The following is a 12,628-nucleotide window of genomic DNA, read 5'->3' as shown; positions in this document are numbered from 1 at the left end:
GGAGGCAAGCCAGCATGAATACGGCAGTAGTGATCCGCGACCCGAAGACGTACGTCACGCCGGACGTGTGGGAGCGGGAAGTAGCCCTTCTCCTCCGGAACCCGGAGAACACACGCGAACTGGCGGAAGCCAAGTTCGGGCAGGCCATCGCCTACCTGGTCACGTGCGGCGAGAACCCGGACCTTCTCATGGGCCCGTCCGAGCAGGTGGACGAGGCATGGCACTCGTTCATGCTCGACTCGATCCCGTACCACCACTTCACCAACCGGCACTTCGGTCGGTACATCCACCACGTCCCCGAGCTTCCGGGAACGGCTGCCGGGGTCCAATGCCTCAGCGACGACGAGGCGACGCGGGACGGGCACGACTCCAGGACCGGTGGCCCGCTGGTCCTGGAGCAGACGATCAAGGCCATCAAGGCGGTCGGGTTCGAGATCGACCCCGACCTGTGGGGCATGGAGAGTGCAGCCAACTGCAACCAGTGCCACGCCGGGTGCCACGACTCACCCAAGTAAAGCCGCATAGACGTTGAGTTGGGGCCTACCCCGTACGTTGGGAGTAGGCCCCTTCTGCTGGAAAGGATCACCGCATGTCATTGGCTGAGTCCTGGGACAAATACGCGGTCGGAAGCAAGCCGCGCAGGGCAGTGAACGCCACGGGCGAGACGACGTGGCTGAACTGGACTCAGTACGCCGATCACGGGCCGAACGAGGGCGTTCTAGGCCCCGTCGCCGGACGTCGGGTGCTGGAACTCGGCTCAGGCAGCGGGAGCAACCTGGCACACCTGGTCACGCTCGGTGCGACGGGTCTGGGAGTGGACATTGCACCTGCCCGCGAAACGGTCGCAAAGGAACGCTGGGCCGGTCTGACAGGTATTGAGTTCCGCACGGCAGAGGCAACGGCCTTCCTGAGCGAGACGGACGAGACCTTTGACGTCGTGCTCTCCATCTTTGGTGCCGTGTGGTTCGTCGAGCCGCACACCCTGCTACCGCTGATTCGATCCCGTATGGCTTCGGGCGGCACTCTCGCGTTCTCCCACCTCCCCGCCGGAAGTCAAGACGTGAAACCAGGCGGGGCAGGGTTGCGTCACAACCACAGCCTCGACGCATGGGAACACCTGCTCACAAGCCACGGATTCGCGGCAGTGTCAGCATCACTAATCGATCCGCCGCAGGGCAGGACCGTGGGCACGATGCTCGTACGCGCGCTGGCACGCTGACCGCGCACGACGGCGGCCACTGGCCAACGGGGAACGCCCTTGCCATTCGTGGCAGGGGCGTTCATTTGGTTTGTTCGGGTGATCAGAGGAGTGCGTGGAAGGGGTTGGGACCTCTGGCCGGTTCCGGCCGCTTCGCTGGCGCGGGCTCCGGTGACTGCTTCGGTACTGTTCTGTAAGTGTCGATCTGTACGACCGTGGCGCGCTTCTCATCACACTCTGGGGCAGCCGGCCGCGACAGAGGGCTGCAGGAAACGTCGCTTCGGTTCTGCTTACGGTCCGCGCTGGCCGGCTGGGGCACAGCGTGAACGGAACTGTCATCGCGGAGTGTGAAGACGGTGGCGGGGCGGCCTGTCTTTCCCGACCGTTCCAGGGTCACCCTGATTCCGGGAAGTGCCTTGACCTCACCGGCGGTGGCTCCCACGTACGGAAGTACCTGTGAGGACGTGGCCCGTCCTCCGTGCAGTTCGATGCGGGCCCGGACTTTGTCGGTGAGGCTGAGGGGCTGACGGTTCGTCTTCGGGGACGTGGCCCCTTTGGTGATCCGCACGGTGTCCTGGACGGAGCGTCGGACCAGACTGAACGCGGCCGACAGGATCTCTTCCGTGATGGACTCGGAGCACTCGGAAGCGGCCAGGCAGGCAGCAACCCTGAGGGTCTGCTCTGCGGTCCGCTCGATGAACACTGCCTGCCCCTCCGGCAGAGTCTCACCCAGGATGCGGGCGTAGCGGCGGACGATCCGCCACAGCGGGCGGGCGTCTTCTGAGAGTGTGATCACGCGGGGGCGTGCGGTGGCCCACCCGTAGGCATCGGACAGTTCGCTGCCGTCCACTTGGGGCAGGCTGACGCGGTCGTCGTCCAGCATCGGGACGGAACGGAGGAGGAAGGGCAGGATGCGGTTGTAGGAGCCGCCCGCTGCTTCTGATTCGCCTACGTACTTGGTCCAGTCGGACGGGGTGACGTGGCAGTGCATGACCATGGCGGGGTCGCGTACTTCCTGTGCCTCTTCCTTGGTGGTGTTGCGGAGCGTTGCCCCGTCCCACGCCGCGCGGAGCTTGGTGGTGAAGGAGGGGTCGCGCTTGACCCTGCGGAGGACTTCCGACCATTCCTCTTCGACCACCAGGGTGCGCACGTCGCGCCCGGCCTCTGTCTCTGCGGTGGCTTCCTGTTGGTTCCACAGGTGGTTGACCAGACTGGCCCCGGAGGTGATGCCGGATGTGGAGTGGGTGGCCAGGAAGCGGCCAACCGGCTTGTCCAGGATGTGTTGCGCGGCTCGGAGTGCCGAGCCTTTGGATCGGACGCGAGTACCCGACCAAGACGGCAGCAGAGAAGGCGCTGCGAAAGTGGCACACCGATCACGATGCGGGCAAGGTCGCGTCCCGCTCGGACATGAAGCTGGGTGACTGGCTGGACAAGTGGCTGGCGAACCACAGGAAGGAGGGAACGACCGTGGCCGGATACGAGACGAAGATCCGCCTGCACATCAAGCCGTACATCGGCGGCGTGAAGCTGTCCGAGGTCACGGACGACACCCTTGACGATCTGTACCGGCTCCTGGAGACCGTGCCGTGTCCGACCAACAAGGGGAAGCCGCTGGGGGCCAAGAGCGTCCGGCACATCCACAACATCCTCTCCGGTGCCCTTGGGGCGGCCGTGCCGAAGCTGATACCGGCCAACCCGGCGGCGACGGCGCACCCGCCCACCGCGCGGCAGATACGGGCACAGGAGCAGAGGTATCCGACCGTGGACGACGACCAGACAGGGCGGTTCCTGGGCTCGGTGTGGGAGCCCTGCGGCAAGCGGGCCTGTGACGGCGGCCTGACTCATCACTGTCTCCGGGACGCTCCCCTGTGGACCGTCTACGCCGCTACGGGTGTCCGGCGCAGTGAAGCCCTGGGCATGAAGTGGTCCCTCGTGAAGTGGGATGAAGGGTCCATCGAACTGGGCTGGGTGGTGGTCGAAGAGGGGAACACCTACCGTCTCCGGAAGCTCACCAAGGACGGCGACGACAACGCCGTGATCTATGTGGATCAGTCCGTGATGAACGTCCTGAAATGGCAGAAGGAGCGCCAGGACGCCGAGCGTAAGCGGCTCGGCTCCGCATGGGTCGATCATGACCTGGTGTTCGCCCGTGACGGCTTCAAGCTCTACCGGGGCGAGGCAGGCGGGCCGCAGGACCCTGAAAAGGTCTCCGCGCGGTGGCGCACCCTGCGTACCCGGTTGAAGCTGCCGGAGGACTTCCGGATTCACGACTGGCGGCACAGCAAGGTCACGAACGATCTGGAGGCCGGGGAGAACCCGGTAGAGGTCTCCGCGAACGTCCGGCACCACTCGCCGGGCTACACCATGGCCCGGTACGGGCACTCACGTAAGGACGGAGCGCGGAAGCTCGCCGCCTCCGGAGCGGGCCGACTCGGCCTGTCATCCCTGGTCTGACCTGGGGAATCGCTCGGCTGTTGGTCACGTGGTTGGTCACGCCACAGTCCGGCAAAGCAAAAAACCCCACGTGAAGTGGGGTCTTAGCTGGTGTCCGAGGGGGGACTTGAACCCCCACGCCCGATAAAGGGCACTAGCACCTCAAGCTAGCGCGTCTGCCATTCCGCCACCCGGACAAGGTGTCTGTCTCGCGGGCCCGTGCCCGTTCCGACGTGGAAAACCATAGCAAACATTCGAGGGTGCTCGATCACGCCCCGAGGGCGGTGAACGGTGTGTGACGGGGCGTGCGCGGCCTTGGGTGTACGCCGTGGGCGCGGGAGGATGAGGAGGAGCACCACAGTGACAGTGGAAGGAACGAGCGTGAGCGAGAGCAGCACGGGCAAGGCCGTCACCGGCGGCAGCGCCGAGAGGGAGGTCGTCGACCTCTGTCGTGACCTGATCCGGATCGACACCAGCAACTACGGCGACCACTCCGGCCCCGGTGAGCGGCTCGCGGCCGAGTACGTCGCGGAGAAGCTCGCGGAGGTCGGTCTGGAGCCGCAGATCTTCGAGTCGCACAAGGGGCGGGCCTCCACCGTCGCCCGGATCGAGGGCGAGGACCCCTCCCGCCCGGCGCTCCTCATCCACGGGCACACCGACGTCGTCCCGGCCAACGCCGCGGACTGGACCCACGACCCGTTCTCCGGGGAGATCGCGGACGGCTGCGTCTGGGGCCGGGGCGCGGTCGACATGAAGGACATGGACGCGATGACCCTCGCGGTCGTCCGCGAGCGCATGCGCACCGGCCGCAAGCCCCCGCGCGACATCGTGCTCGCCTTCCTCGCGGACGAGGAGGCCGGCGGGACGTACGGGGCGCGCTACCTCGTCGACCACCACCCCGGACTCTTCGAGGGCGTCACCGAGGCGATCAGCGAGGTCGGCGGCTTCTCGTTCACCGTCAACGAGAACCTGCGGCTGTATCTCGTGGAGACGGCCCAGAAGGGCATGCACTGGATGAAGCTCACCGTGGACGGCACCGCCGGACACGGTTCGATGATCCACCGGGACAACGCCATCACCGAGCTGTCCGAGGCGGTCGGGCGGCTGGGCCGGCACAAGTTCCCGGTGCGGGTCACCAAGACGCTCCGGCACTTCCTGGACGAGCTCTCGGACGCGCTGGGCACCGAGCTGGACCCGGAGAACATGGACGAGACGCTCGCCAAGCTCGGCGGCATCGCCAAGCTCATCGGCGCCTCCCTCCAGAACACCGCGAACCCCACGCAGCTCGGCGCCGGCTACAAGGTCAACGTCATCCCGGGCCAGGCGACCGCCCACGTCGACGGCCGCTACCTGCCGGGGTACGAGGAGGAATTCCTGGCCGACCTGGACCGCATCCTCGGCCCCAACGTCCGGCGTGAGGACGTGCACGCGGACAAGGCCCTGGAGACCACGTTCGACGGCGCCCTGGTCGACGCCATGCAGACCGCGCTGGTCGCCGAGGACCCGATCGCCCGCGCCGTGCCCTACATGCTCTCGGCCGGCACCGACGCCAAGTCCTTCGACGACCTGGGCATCCGGGGCTTCGGCTTCGCCCCGCTCAAGCTGCCGCCGGAGCTGGACTTCGCCGGAATGTTCCACGGCGTCGACGAGCGGGTCCCCGTCGACGGCCTGCAGTTCGGCGTGCGGGTGCTCGACCGGTTCATCGACCATTCCTGACCGCGCCTTGACCGATTCACCACTGATTCGTCCACCTGTACGGACATGTCCGAACGAGTGAAACGAGCCGTTCACACGTAGCCCCGCCCCAGCCTCCTCGTTACAAGGTTTGCGGTCCGCGGCTGGGACCGCATTTCCAACTAGGAGGAATAATGATCAAGAAGGTCGTCGCAGTTGCGGCTGCTACGGGTGGCCTCGTTCTCGCGGGTGCGGGCATGGCTTCCGCCGACGCGGGCGCCCAGGGTGCTGCCATCGGCAGCCCCGGCGTGCTCTCCGGCAACGTCGTCCAGGTCCCGGTCCACGTGCCGATCAACCTGTGCGGCAACACGGTCTCCGTGATCGGTCTGCTGAACCCCGCCTTCGGCAACACCTGCGTCAACGCGTGACGTTGAACGTCAACCCGTAAGGGTTTGAGCTCGACCGGTCCCGGAGTGCAACCCATGCGCTCCGGGACCGTTCGGCATTCGGCTCCCGCACGGTCATGTCCGGGGGTTTTTCGGAAGGCAGAAGGCAGGAAACGAACCTATGCGACAGGTCACTCGTAAGGGCCTGATCACCATGGCGGCGGCGGGCGGAGTGCTCGCGCTCAGTGGCGGATACGCCCACGCCGACTCCGGAGCGGCCGGCACGGCGTCCGGCTCGCCGGGCGTGCTGTCCGGCAACTCGGTCCAGGTCCCGATCGACATCCCGGTCAACATCTGCGGCAACTCCGTCAACGTCGGCGGTCTGCTCAACCCCGCCTACGGTAACGACTGCGGAAACGGATCAGCTCAATCCGGCCCATCCGGGGACCGCTCGGCCGCTCCGGAGACCCGCACGGTCCCCGGCGGCTCCGGAAGCGGCGCGCAGGCCGGCGACACCACCGCCTCGGACCGGCACTCCGAACCGGGCACCGGCCGTCACCGGGCGCCGGGCGGCGGCGCCACGGCAGAGGGAACGGCCCAGGGCTCGCCCGGCATCCTCTCCGGCAACAACGTCGCCGTGCCGATCGACATCCCCGTGAACCTCTGCGGGAACAGCGTCACCATCGGCGGGCTGCTGAACCCCGTCTTCGGCAACAGCTGCTCCAACGACGCGGAGGTTCCGCCCCCGCCGCCGGAGGAGCCCGAGGTTCCCCCGGTCACGCCGGAGACGCCGGTCACCCCGCCGGCCGGCCAGCCGCCCGAGCCGAACGCTCCCGAACCCCAGCACTTCCCCGAGGAGCAGCTCGCGCAGACCGGTGGAGGCGGGCTCGAACTGCTCATCCCGGCCGGCGCCGGACTGCTGCTCGCCGGTGCGGGTTCGGTTCTCTACCGGCGATCGCGCAGCGCGGCCTGACCCGGACGCGCACAGCACGGCGTAGCCCACGAGGGAGAGCGGGCCCCGCGACCGCGGGGCCCGCTCTCTGTCACCAGGTGGCCCGTACCTGCCGGATGATCCGTCGGCGCAGCCGCACCCTGCGGCTGCCGTCCCTGCGGAGCGTCAGGCGGTCCAGTTCCCAGTGTCCGTACTCGGCGTGGTCGGTCAGGAGTCGGGCCGCTTCCTTGCGGGAGACCCCGCGCGGCACGTACACGTCGACGAATTCGTATTCCGGCATCGCATCTATTGTGCGGGCAGAGCCCAGGTACGGATAGCGTCTGCACTATGTCTGATGCTGCGCAGCCCACCGCTGCCGAGGTACGTGCCGCCGCCGAAGCGGTCAAAGCCGCGATCGACCGTCACCTCGACGCGGTCGAACGCCGTAGCGGGGACGACGACCCCGCCGTCTACGACGCGTTCAACGCCCTTGCCGCTGCCGCCGAGGTCTACGACGAGTTCCTCTACGACCGCTACGACGAAGTCACCCCCTTCGAGATCCCCGGCGCGGACGACTCGCTGCCCCCCTACGCCGGTCCCGCGGAGCCCAGCGCGCTCAGTGTCCTGATCCGGCGCGACTACGTGGTCGCGGAGCCCCCGCGCCTCCTGGCACAGGCGCAACGCCTCGCCGACCTCGACACGGGTCCGGGCGGCGGGCAGGACACCGCCCCGGTCATCGGTACCAGCGTCCACGCCGCACTGGGCGTGCTCTTCGGCGAGTACGAACCGGACGAGATCGCCTCCCGGCACAAGGAGTTCGGCCTGGAGGAGGGCGACTCCACGCTGTGGGTCTCGGCCGGTGACGCGCCGCCCGAGCCCGGGGAGTGGCTCGGCGCCCCGTTCGAGGACGCCGACCCGGAGCTCGTGGTCTGCCGCTTCGACGTCAGCGCGGTCTTCGACGAGGAGGACGAGTCGGACGAGGACTACGCCGGCCCCGCGGCGGGCCCGGGCGTCCTCTGACCTCGGGAGCGGGCCCGCGGCGGGCGTCCTCTGACCTCGGGAGCGGGCCCATGGCCCGTGGCGCGCCCGCCGGGGGCTTGCGGGCCCCCTCTCCCGCGCCGGACGCGGCGGTGGCCCGGTCACGCACCGCACCGGGCCCCACCGTCGTCGGACCAGCGCATCCGTCGGACCGGCTCAGCCGCTCAGGGAAGCCGCGTCCGGCGTCGGGAGCGCCTCCAGCAGCGGGCGCAGCCGCGTCGTCCGCTCCTGGGCCGGGACATGCGCCACCGCGTGCGGGAGTGCCTGGTCCACCCCGTGGACCACGGACAGATGCCGCTCGCCCCGGCCGAACGCGGTGTACACCCACGGCCGGCTGAGCCCCTGCGCGGCGTCGCCCGGCAGCACCACGACCGCGGCGGGCCAGCGCATCCCGGCCGCCTGATGGGCGCTGAGGGCCCAGCCGTGCCGCACCGACGACTCCACCCGCTCCTGCGGTACGACGACGGGGACGCCCCCGCAGTCCAGCCGCAGCCCCCCGGCGTCGGCCGAACGCACCACTCCGGGCACCGCACGGCCGGGCGCGGGCACATGGACCACGCGGTCGCCGGGGTCGAAACCGCCGAACCGGCCGGGGCCCGGGTTCAGCCGCTGCTTCAGCGCCTCGTTCAGCACCCTGGTGCCGGCGGCCCCGCCGTGGCCCACGGTGATCACCTGGGTCTCCTCGGCGGGGATGCCGAACGCCCGGGGCACCGAGTCGGCGACCAACTGCACGGTGCGGTGGACGGCCTCGCCGGCGTCGCGGACCGGGACGATCACCACCTCCTTGCCCGGGGCATCGACCCGGTGCAACTCGCCGATGCCGACGCCGGAGACCAGCTCACCGATCGGCCCGGGGTCCGGGGTCCGGGAGACGACCTGCGGGCAGGCCCGGGAGGCCAGCACATCGGCGAACACCCGCCCCGCGCCCGCCGAGCCCAGCACGCCCGGGTCGCCGCTCAGCACCAGCCGGACTCCGTCGGCCAGCGCCTCGACCAGCACCGCCGCGCCCTCCACGTCCAGCTGCGGGGCGTCCAGCACGACCAGCAGGTCCAGGGCGAGCGCCCCGTCCTCGTCCCGGCCGGGGCCCTGCGCGCCGGACAGCAGGCCGGCCAGGGTGACCGCCGTGTCCGGATCGCCGGTGGCCGCCGCGAGGCGTCGGCGGCCGTCCTCGCTGTGGGCGGCGCCCAGCGCCCGCAGGCCCAGGCCGCGCGCCGCCGCGATCAGCGCGGCGGGCTCCGCTCGCGCCGCCTCCCCGCCGCTGTGCGCGACCAGCCCTGCGGCGGCGGCCGTACGGATCAGCTCGGCGGCCGACGGGCTCGGCGCGGCGGCGGCCGCCTCCGCCCAGTCGGCGGCCTTCTCGCAGGTGTTCACCAGCCGGGCCAGGCCGTCGGCGAGACTCTCCTCGGCCAGGGCGTAGCGGTCCAGGCCCAGCAGCACCCGGGCCGGTTCCCCGGCCGCTTCGGCGTCCTGCGTGCGATCCGCTCCATCCGCGTCGTCACCCGCTTCGACGTCCGCCGCTTCGTCGTCCGGCTCCGGCTCGTCGCCTTCGTGGAAGACCAGGGCGACGCCCTCCTCGACGGCGTCCCGCACAGCCGCCTCCGGGTCGCCCACCGCACGCTCCGCGAGCCCCGCCCGAACGGCCCCGGCGTCCAGCGCCGTGTGTCCCTGGAGGGCGGCCCGCTCCAGCAGCCAGCCGACCAGCGCCGCCGTCCTGCGCCCGTCGTCCGGGCCGCACTCGGCGCCCAGCAGGGCCCGCGCGAAGCCGTCGGCCTGTTCCGGCCGCACGCCGGGCACGCTCAGCAGTCGCCAGGGGTCGGTGCGCAGCAGCCCGGCGGCCTGTTCACCCAGCGCGCCGACGGCCGGACGGGCCAGCGCCTCGGGGGCTCCGCCCTCCGCGAGCACCGCGCGCACCGCGTCCAGGGCCTCCGGCGAGGCGGCCTGCGCGGTGGGAGCGGCCTCGGACGCGGCGGCCCGGGACGGCTGCGAGGCCGCCGGGGACGGCCGCCGGGGGGCAGGGCGGGCAGCGGGCGCGTCGAAGAAGGCGGTGCCCGCCTTCTCGCCGCTCTCCACGGCCCGGACGGCTGCCAGCAGATCGGCGGCCGTGCCGCTGAGGCCGGTGCCGGCGGTGATGGGCGCGGCCTTCTCCGCCTTGCGCTTCTCGATCCGCTCCCGCAGCTCCCGCTGGGCGGCCAGCTCGGCCTGCGCCTCCGACAGCTCGGCCGTGGGCGACGCGTCGGCACCGCCCTCGGCCGTGCCGTCCGCGGCGACGGGCCCGGCCTCCCCGCTCCCGGCCTCCCCGCTCCCGGCCTCCCCGCTCCCGGCCTCCCCGCTCCCGGCCTCCCCGCTCTCCGTTCCGGCCGCATCGGCCGGAGTCTCCTCCGCGCCGGGCACGTCCGCGCCGGGCACGTCCGTGCGGGGAATGTCCGGGGCGGAGGCGTCCGCCCCGGTCTCCTCCGGCGGCTCGGTGCCTTCGGACGCTCCGGGGGCTTCGGGCGCTTCGGCGTGCGCGGGGCCTTCGGCACCGGCGTCCGGCGTGGACACGGCGTCCTGTGGGGTGTCCGTGCCGACGGTGCCGGGGGTCTCCCCGGGAAGCGCAGTCACAGCGTGCTCCAGTCCTGATCGGGATAGCGGTGCACGGGCGCCGACACATCGTCGAGCGCCTGGCAGATCTCGTAGGGAAGACTAAGCGCCTCCACTGACAAAGCCTCCGTGAGCTGCCCGGCGTTGCGCGCACCGAGGATCGGCGCGGCCACCCCGGGCCGGTCCCGGACCCAGGCGAGCGCCACCTGGAGCGGGCTCGTGGCCAGTCCGTCCGCGGCCGTCGCCACCGCGTCGGTGATGCGGGCCGCCGCGTCGTCGAGATACGGCTCGACGAACGGGGCGAGCCGCTCGGACGCGCCCCGGGAGCCGGGCGGAGTGCCCCGGCGGTACTTGCCGGTGAGCACGCCGCGCCCCAGGGGCGAGGACGGCAGCAGCCCGATTCCGAGGTCCAGCGCGGCGGGCAGCACCTCGCGCTCGATCCCGCGCTGGAGCAGCGAGTACTCCATCTGCGTACTGGCCAGCCGGGTGCGCACGCCGGGCGCGGCGAGCTGCCAGGTGGCGGCCTTCGCCAGCTGCCAGCCGCAGAAGTTCGACACGCCCGCGTAGCGGACGCGGCCGGAGGCCACGGCCAGGTCCACCGCCTGGAGCGTCTCCTCCAGCGGGGTGGCGGGATCGAAGGCGTGGACCTGCCACAGGTCCACGTGATCCGTGCCGAGCCGTTCCAGTGACGCGTCCAGGGCGGCCAGGAGGTGCCCGCGCGAGCCGTTGAAGCGGCGGCAGGGGTCCGGGACGTTGCCCGCCTTCGTGGCGATGACCAGGTCCTGCCGGGGGACCAGGCTGCCGACGAGCCGCCCGAGCAGGTATTCGGCCTCACCGTCCCCGTACACATCGGCGGTGTCCACCAGGGTGCCGCCCGCGTCCCAGAACGCCTTGAGCTGATCGGCGGCGTCGTGCTCGTCCGTGTCCCGGCCCCACGTGAGGGTGCCGAGCCCGATCCGGGACACGCGAAGGCCGGTACGGCCGAGATGCCTCTGCTCCATGGGCGCTGAGATTACTGGCCGGGGCCCCACCGGGTGGAGCCCTGTGGACAACCGGAGGCCCGCCGGGCCTGCCGGATCACCGCCACCCGCGCTAGAGTCCGGAGAAAGGGACGTTACTGATCAGTAAGGGGAGTGGTTATGCGGCTCGGCATCAATCTCGGTTACTGGGGCGCCGGCATGGACGGCGACAACCTCGCCGTCGCGCAGGAGGCCGACCGGCTCGGCTACGACGTCTGCTGGGCGGCCGAGGCGTACGGCTCCGACGCCCCGACCGTGCTGACCTGGGTCGCGGCCCAGACCGAGTCCATCGACGTCGGCTCCGCGATCATGCAGATCCCGGCGCGTCAGCCCACCATGACCGCCATGACCGCCGCCACCCTCGACTCGCTGTCCGGCGGCCGCTTCCGCCTCGGCCTCGGGGTCTCGGGCCCGCAGGTCTCCGAGGGCTGGTACGGCGTGAAGTTCGACAAGCCGCTGGCCCGCACCCGCGAGTACGTGGAGATCGTCCGCAGGGCGATGACCCGCGAGCGCCTGGCGTACGAGGGGGCGCACTGGACCCTGCCGCTCCCCGGGGGTCCCGGCAAGCCGATCAAGCTCACCGTGCACCCCCAGCGCGAGCACATCCCGCTCTACATCGCCGCGATCGGCCCCAAGAACCTGGAACAGACCGGTGAGATCGCCGACGGCGCCCTGCTGATCTTCCCCTCCGCCGAGCATCTGGAGGAGACCGCGATCCAGCCGCTGCGCGCGGGCCGGGAGAAGGCCGGGAAGACGATGGAGGGATTCGACGTCAGCCCGACGCTGCCGCTCGCCGTCGGCGACGACGTGACCGGCCTCGCGGACATGTTCCGCCCGTACACCGCCCTGTACGTCGGCGGGATGGGCAGCCGGAAGCAGAACTTCTACAACCAGCTCGCCCAGCGCATGGGGTACGAGAAGGAGGCCGCCGAGATCCAGGACAAGTACCTCGCCGGGGACAAGGCGGGGGCCGCCGCCGCCGTGCCGCACCAGCTGATCGACCAGACCGCGCTGCTCGGCCCCGTCGAGCGGATCGCCGAGCGGATGCAGGCGTACGCCGCCGCCGGAGTCACCACGCTCAACCTCGCCCCGGCGGGCTTCACCCTGGAGGAGCGGCTCACCGCCCTGCGCGCCGGCACGGACGCCCTGGAGCGCTCCGGCCTCGCCTGACCGATCCCGGGGCAGCGCTTCCGGGAAGCGCTGCGCCCGTGGCGGGGGACGGACCGCCGGGCAGCACTACGGCCGTGGTGGGGGCTCGGGGGTCTTCCCCGCCACGGCCGTCACCCGGCACAACGCGCCGCGGGCCGAGGAGTTACGCCGCTGCGTCGCGGCGCTGTCCGTGAACGGTTCCGGTTGCCGGCCGCCCCGC

12 protein-coding genes and 1 tRNA gene are annotated in these 12,628 nt (G+C 71.1%); 8 read left to right on the top strand and 5 right to left on the bottom strand.

The window, feature by feature from the left end; all coding sequences use genetic code 11:
• Positions 1 to 14: 14 nt before the first annotated feature.
• Positions 15 to 515, top strand: a complete 501-nt coding sequence (locus ACIQMU_RS30345) for a glycine-rich domain-containing protein (RefSeq protein ID WP_402690126.1) — start codon at positions 15 to 17, stop codon at positions 513 to 515.
• A 74-nt stretch (positions 516 to 589) separates the two neighbouring features.
• Complete coding sequence (locus ACIQMU_RS30340; RefSeq protein ID WP_402690125.1) at positions 590 to 1,219, top strand: class I SAM-dependent methyltransferase; 630 nt, start codon at positions 590 to 592, stop codon at positions 1,217 to 1,219.
• Between the two features lie 82 nt (positions 1,220 to 1,301).
• Here ACIQMU_RS30340 and ACIQMU_RS30335 read toward each other — a convergent pair whose 3' ends face one another.
• A complete protein-coding gene (locus tag ACIQMU_RS30335) occupies positions 1,302 to 2,348 on the bottom strand; it encodes a DUF3987 domain-containing protein (RefSeq protein WP_402690124.1) in 1,047 nt (348 codons plus the stop codon).
• Positions 2,349 to 2,494: 146 nt separating this feature from the next.
• Here ACIQMU_RS30335 and ACIQMU_RS30330 point away from each other — a divergent pair, with 146 nt between their 5' ends.
• Positions 2,495 to 3,652 (top strand): tyrosine-type recombinase/integrase, encoded by a 1,158-nt coding sequence (locus ACIQMU_RS30330; RefSeq protein ID WP_402690123.1) that lies wholly within the window; start codon positions 2,495 to 2,497, stop codon positions 3,650 to 3,652.
• Between the two features lie 88 nt (positions 3,653 to 3,740).
• Here the strand turns inward: ACIQMU_RS30330 and ACIQMU_RS30325 are convergent.
• A tRNA-Leu gene (locus ACIQMU_RS30325) sits at positions 3,741 to 3,828 on the bottom strand.
• Positions 3,829 to 4,012: 184 nt separating this feature from the next.
• Between ACIQMU_RS30325 and ACIQMU_RS30320 the strand changes: the two genes are divergently transcribed.
• The 3 genes from ACIQMU_RS30320 (at position 4,013) to ACIQMU_RS30310 (ending at position 6,664) form a co-directional block, all read left to right on the top strand.
• Positions 4,013 to 5,347, top strand: a complete 1,335-nt coding sequence (locus tag ACIQMU_RS30320; protein WP_352243708.1) for a M20/M25/M40 family metallo-hydrolase — start codon at positions 4,013 to 4,015, stop codon at positions 5,345 to 5,347.
• Positions 5,348 to 5,499: 152 nt separating this feature from the next.
• On the top strand, positions 5,500 to 5,733 hold the full coding sequence (gene chpH, locus ACIQMU_RS30315; protein WP_015607544.1) for a chaplin ChpH: 234 nt from the start codon (positions 5,500 to 5,502) through the stop codon (positions 5,731 to 5,733).
• A 139-nt stretch (positions 5,734 to 5,872) separates the two neighbouring features.
• The gene (locus tag ACIQMU_RS30310) at positions 5,873 to 6,664 is read left to right on the top strand and encodes a chaplin (RefSeq protein WP_402690122.1); all 792 of its coding nucleotides are present in this window, start codon (positions 5,873 to 5,875) and stop codon (positions 6,662 to 6,664) included.
• Between the two features lie 70 nt (positions 6,665 to 6,734).
• Here the strand turns inward: ACIQMU_RS30310 and ACIQMU_RS30305 are convergent, their stop codons facing one another.
• The gene (locus tag ACIQMU_RS30305; RefSeq protein ID WP_352243711.1) at positions 6,735 to 6,923 is read right to left on the bottom strand and encodes a DUF5703 family protein; all 189 of its coding nucleotides are present in this window, start codon (positions 6,921 to 6,923) and stop codon (positions 6,735 to 6,737) included.
• Positions 6,924 to 6,970: 47 nt separating this feature from the next.
• On the opposite strand from ACIQMU_RS30305, the gene ACIQMU_RS30300 reads away from it, so the two are divergent.
• Complete coding sequence (locus ACIQMU_RS30300) at positions 6,971 to 7,642, top strand: hypothetical protein (RefSeq protein WP_352243712.1); 672 nt, start codon at positions 6,971 to 6,973, stop codon at positions 7,640 to 7,642.
• 174 nt (positions 7,643 to 7,816) lie between these two features.
• Here the strand turns inward: ACIQMU_RS30300 and ACIQMU_RS30295 are convergent, their stop codons facing one another.
• Together ACIQMU_RS30295 and ACIQMU_RS30290 are read right to left on the bottom strand one after the other, a co-directional pair.
• Positions 7,817 to 10,261, bottom strand: a complete 2,445-nt coding sequence (locus ACIQMU_RS30295) for a helix-hairpin-helix domain-containing protein (RefSeq protein WP_402690121.1) — start codon at positions 10,259 to 10,261, stop codon at positions 7,817 to 7,819.
• The gene (locus ACIQMU_RS30290; protein WP_352243714.1) at positions 10,258 to 11,241 is read right to left on the bottom strand and encodes an aldo/keto reductase; all 984 of its coding nucleotides are present in this window, start codon (positions 11,239 to 11,241) and stop codon (positions 10,258 to 10,260) included. The genes ACIQMU_RS30295 and ACIQMU_RS30290 overlap by 4 nt, the downstream gene beginning before the upstream one ends.
• Before the next feature lie 138 nt (positions 11,242 to 11,379).
• On the opposite strand from ACIQMU_RS30290, the gene ACIQMU_RS30285 reads away from it, so the two are divergent.
• The gene (locus ACIQMU_RS30285) at positions 11,380 to 12,429 is read left to right on the top strand and encodes an LLM class F420-dependent oxidoreductase (protein WP_352243715.1); all 1,050 of its coding nucleotides are present in this window, start codon (positions 11,380 to 11,382) and stop codon (positions 12,427 to 12,429) included.
• Positions 12,430 to 12,628: the final 199 nt, after the last annotated feature.

This window comes from Streptomyces sp. NPDC091649 (assembly GCF_044756785.1).
In the GTDB taxonomy this organism is placed as follows: Bacteria; Actinomycetota; Actinomycetes; order Streptomycetales; family Streptomycetaceae; genus Streptomyces.
The sequence above is the reverse complement of the archived record's forward strand: the minus strand, read 5'-3'. Positions and strand labels throughout refer to the sequence as shown.

Excerpts from the sequence above, each read along its gene's own strand:
- chpH (WP_015607544.1), top strand. The coding sequence starts at position 5,500 with ATGATCAAGAAGGTCGTCGCAGTTGCGGCTGCTACGGGTGGCCTCGTT.
- ACIQMU_RS30310 (WP_402690122.1), top strand. The coding sequence starts at position 5,873 with ATGCGACAGGTCACTCGTAAGGGCCTGATCACCATGGCGGCGGCGGGC.
- ACIQMU_RS30345 (WP_402690126.1), top strand. The coding sequence starts at position 15 with ATGAATACGGCAGTAGTGATCCGCGACCCGAAGACGTACGTCACGCCG.
- ACIQMU_RS30290 (WP_352243714.1), bottom strand. The coding sequence starts at position 11,241 with ATGGAGCAGAGGCATCTCGGCCGTACCGGCCTTCGCGTGTCCCGGATC.
- ACIQMU_RS30285 (WP_352243715.1), top strand. The coding sequence starts at position 11,380 with ATGCGGCTCGGCATCAATCTCGGTTACTGGGGCGCCGGCATGGACGGC.
- ACIQMU_RS30305 (WP_352243711.1), bottom strand. The coding sequence starts at position 6,923 with ATGCCGGAATACGAATTCGTCGACGTGTACGTGCCGCGCGGGGTCTCC.
- ACIQMU_RS30300 (WP_352243712.1), top strand. The coding sequence starts at position 6,971 with ATGTCTGATGCTGCGCAGCCCACCGCTGCCGAGGTACGTGCCGCCGCC.
- ACIQMU_RS30340 (WP_402690125.1), top strand. The coding sequence starts at position 590 with ATGTCATTGGCTGAGTCCTGGGACAAATACGCGGTCGGAAGCAAGCCG.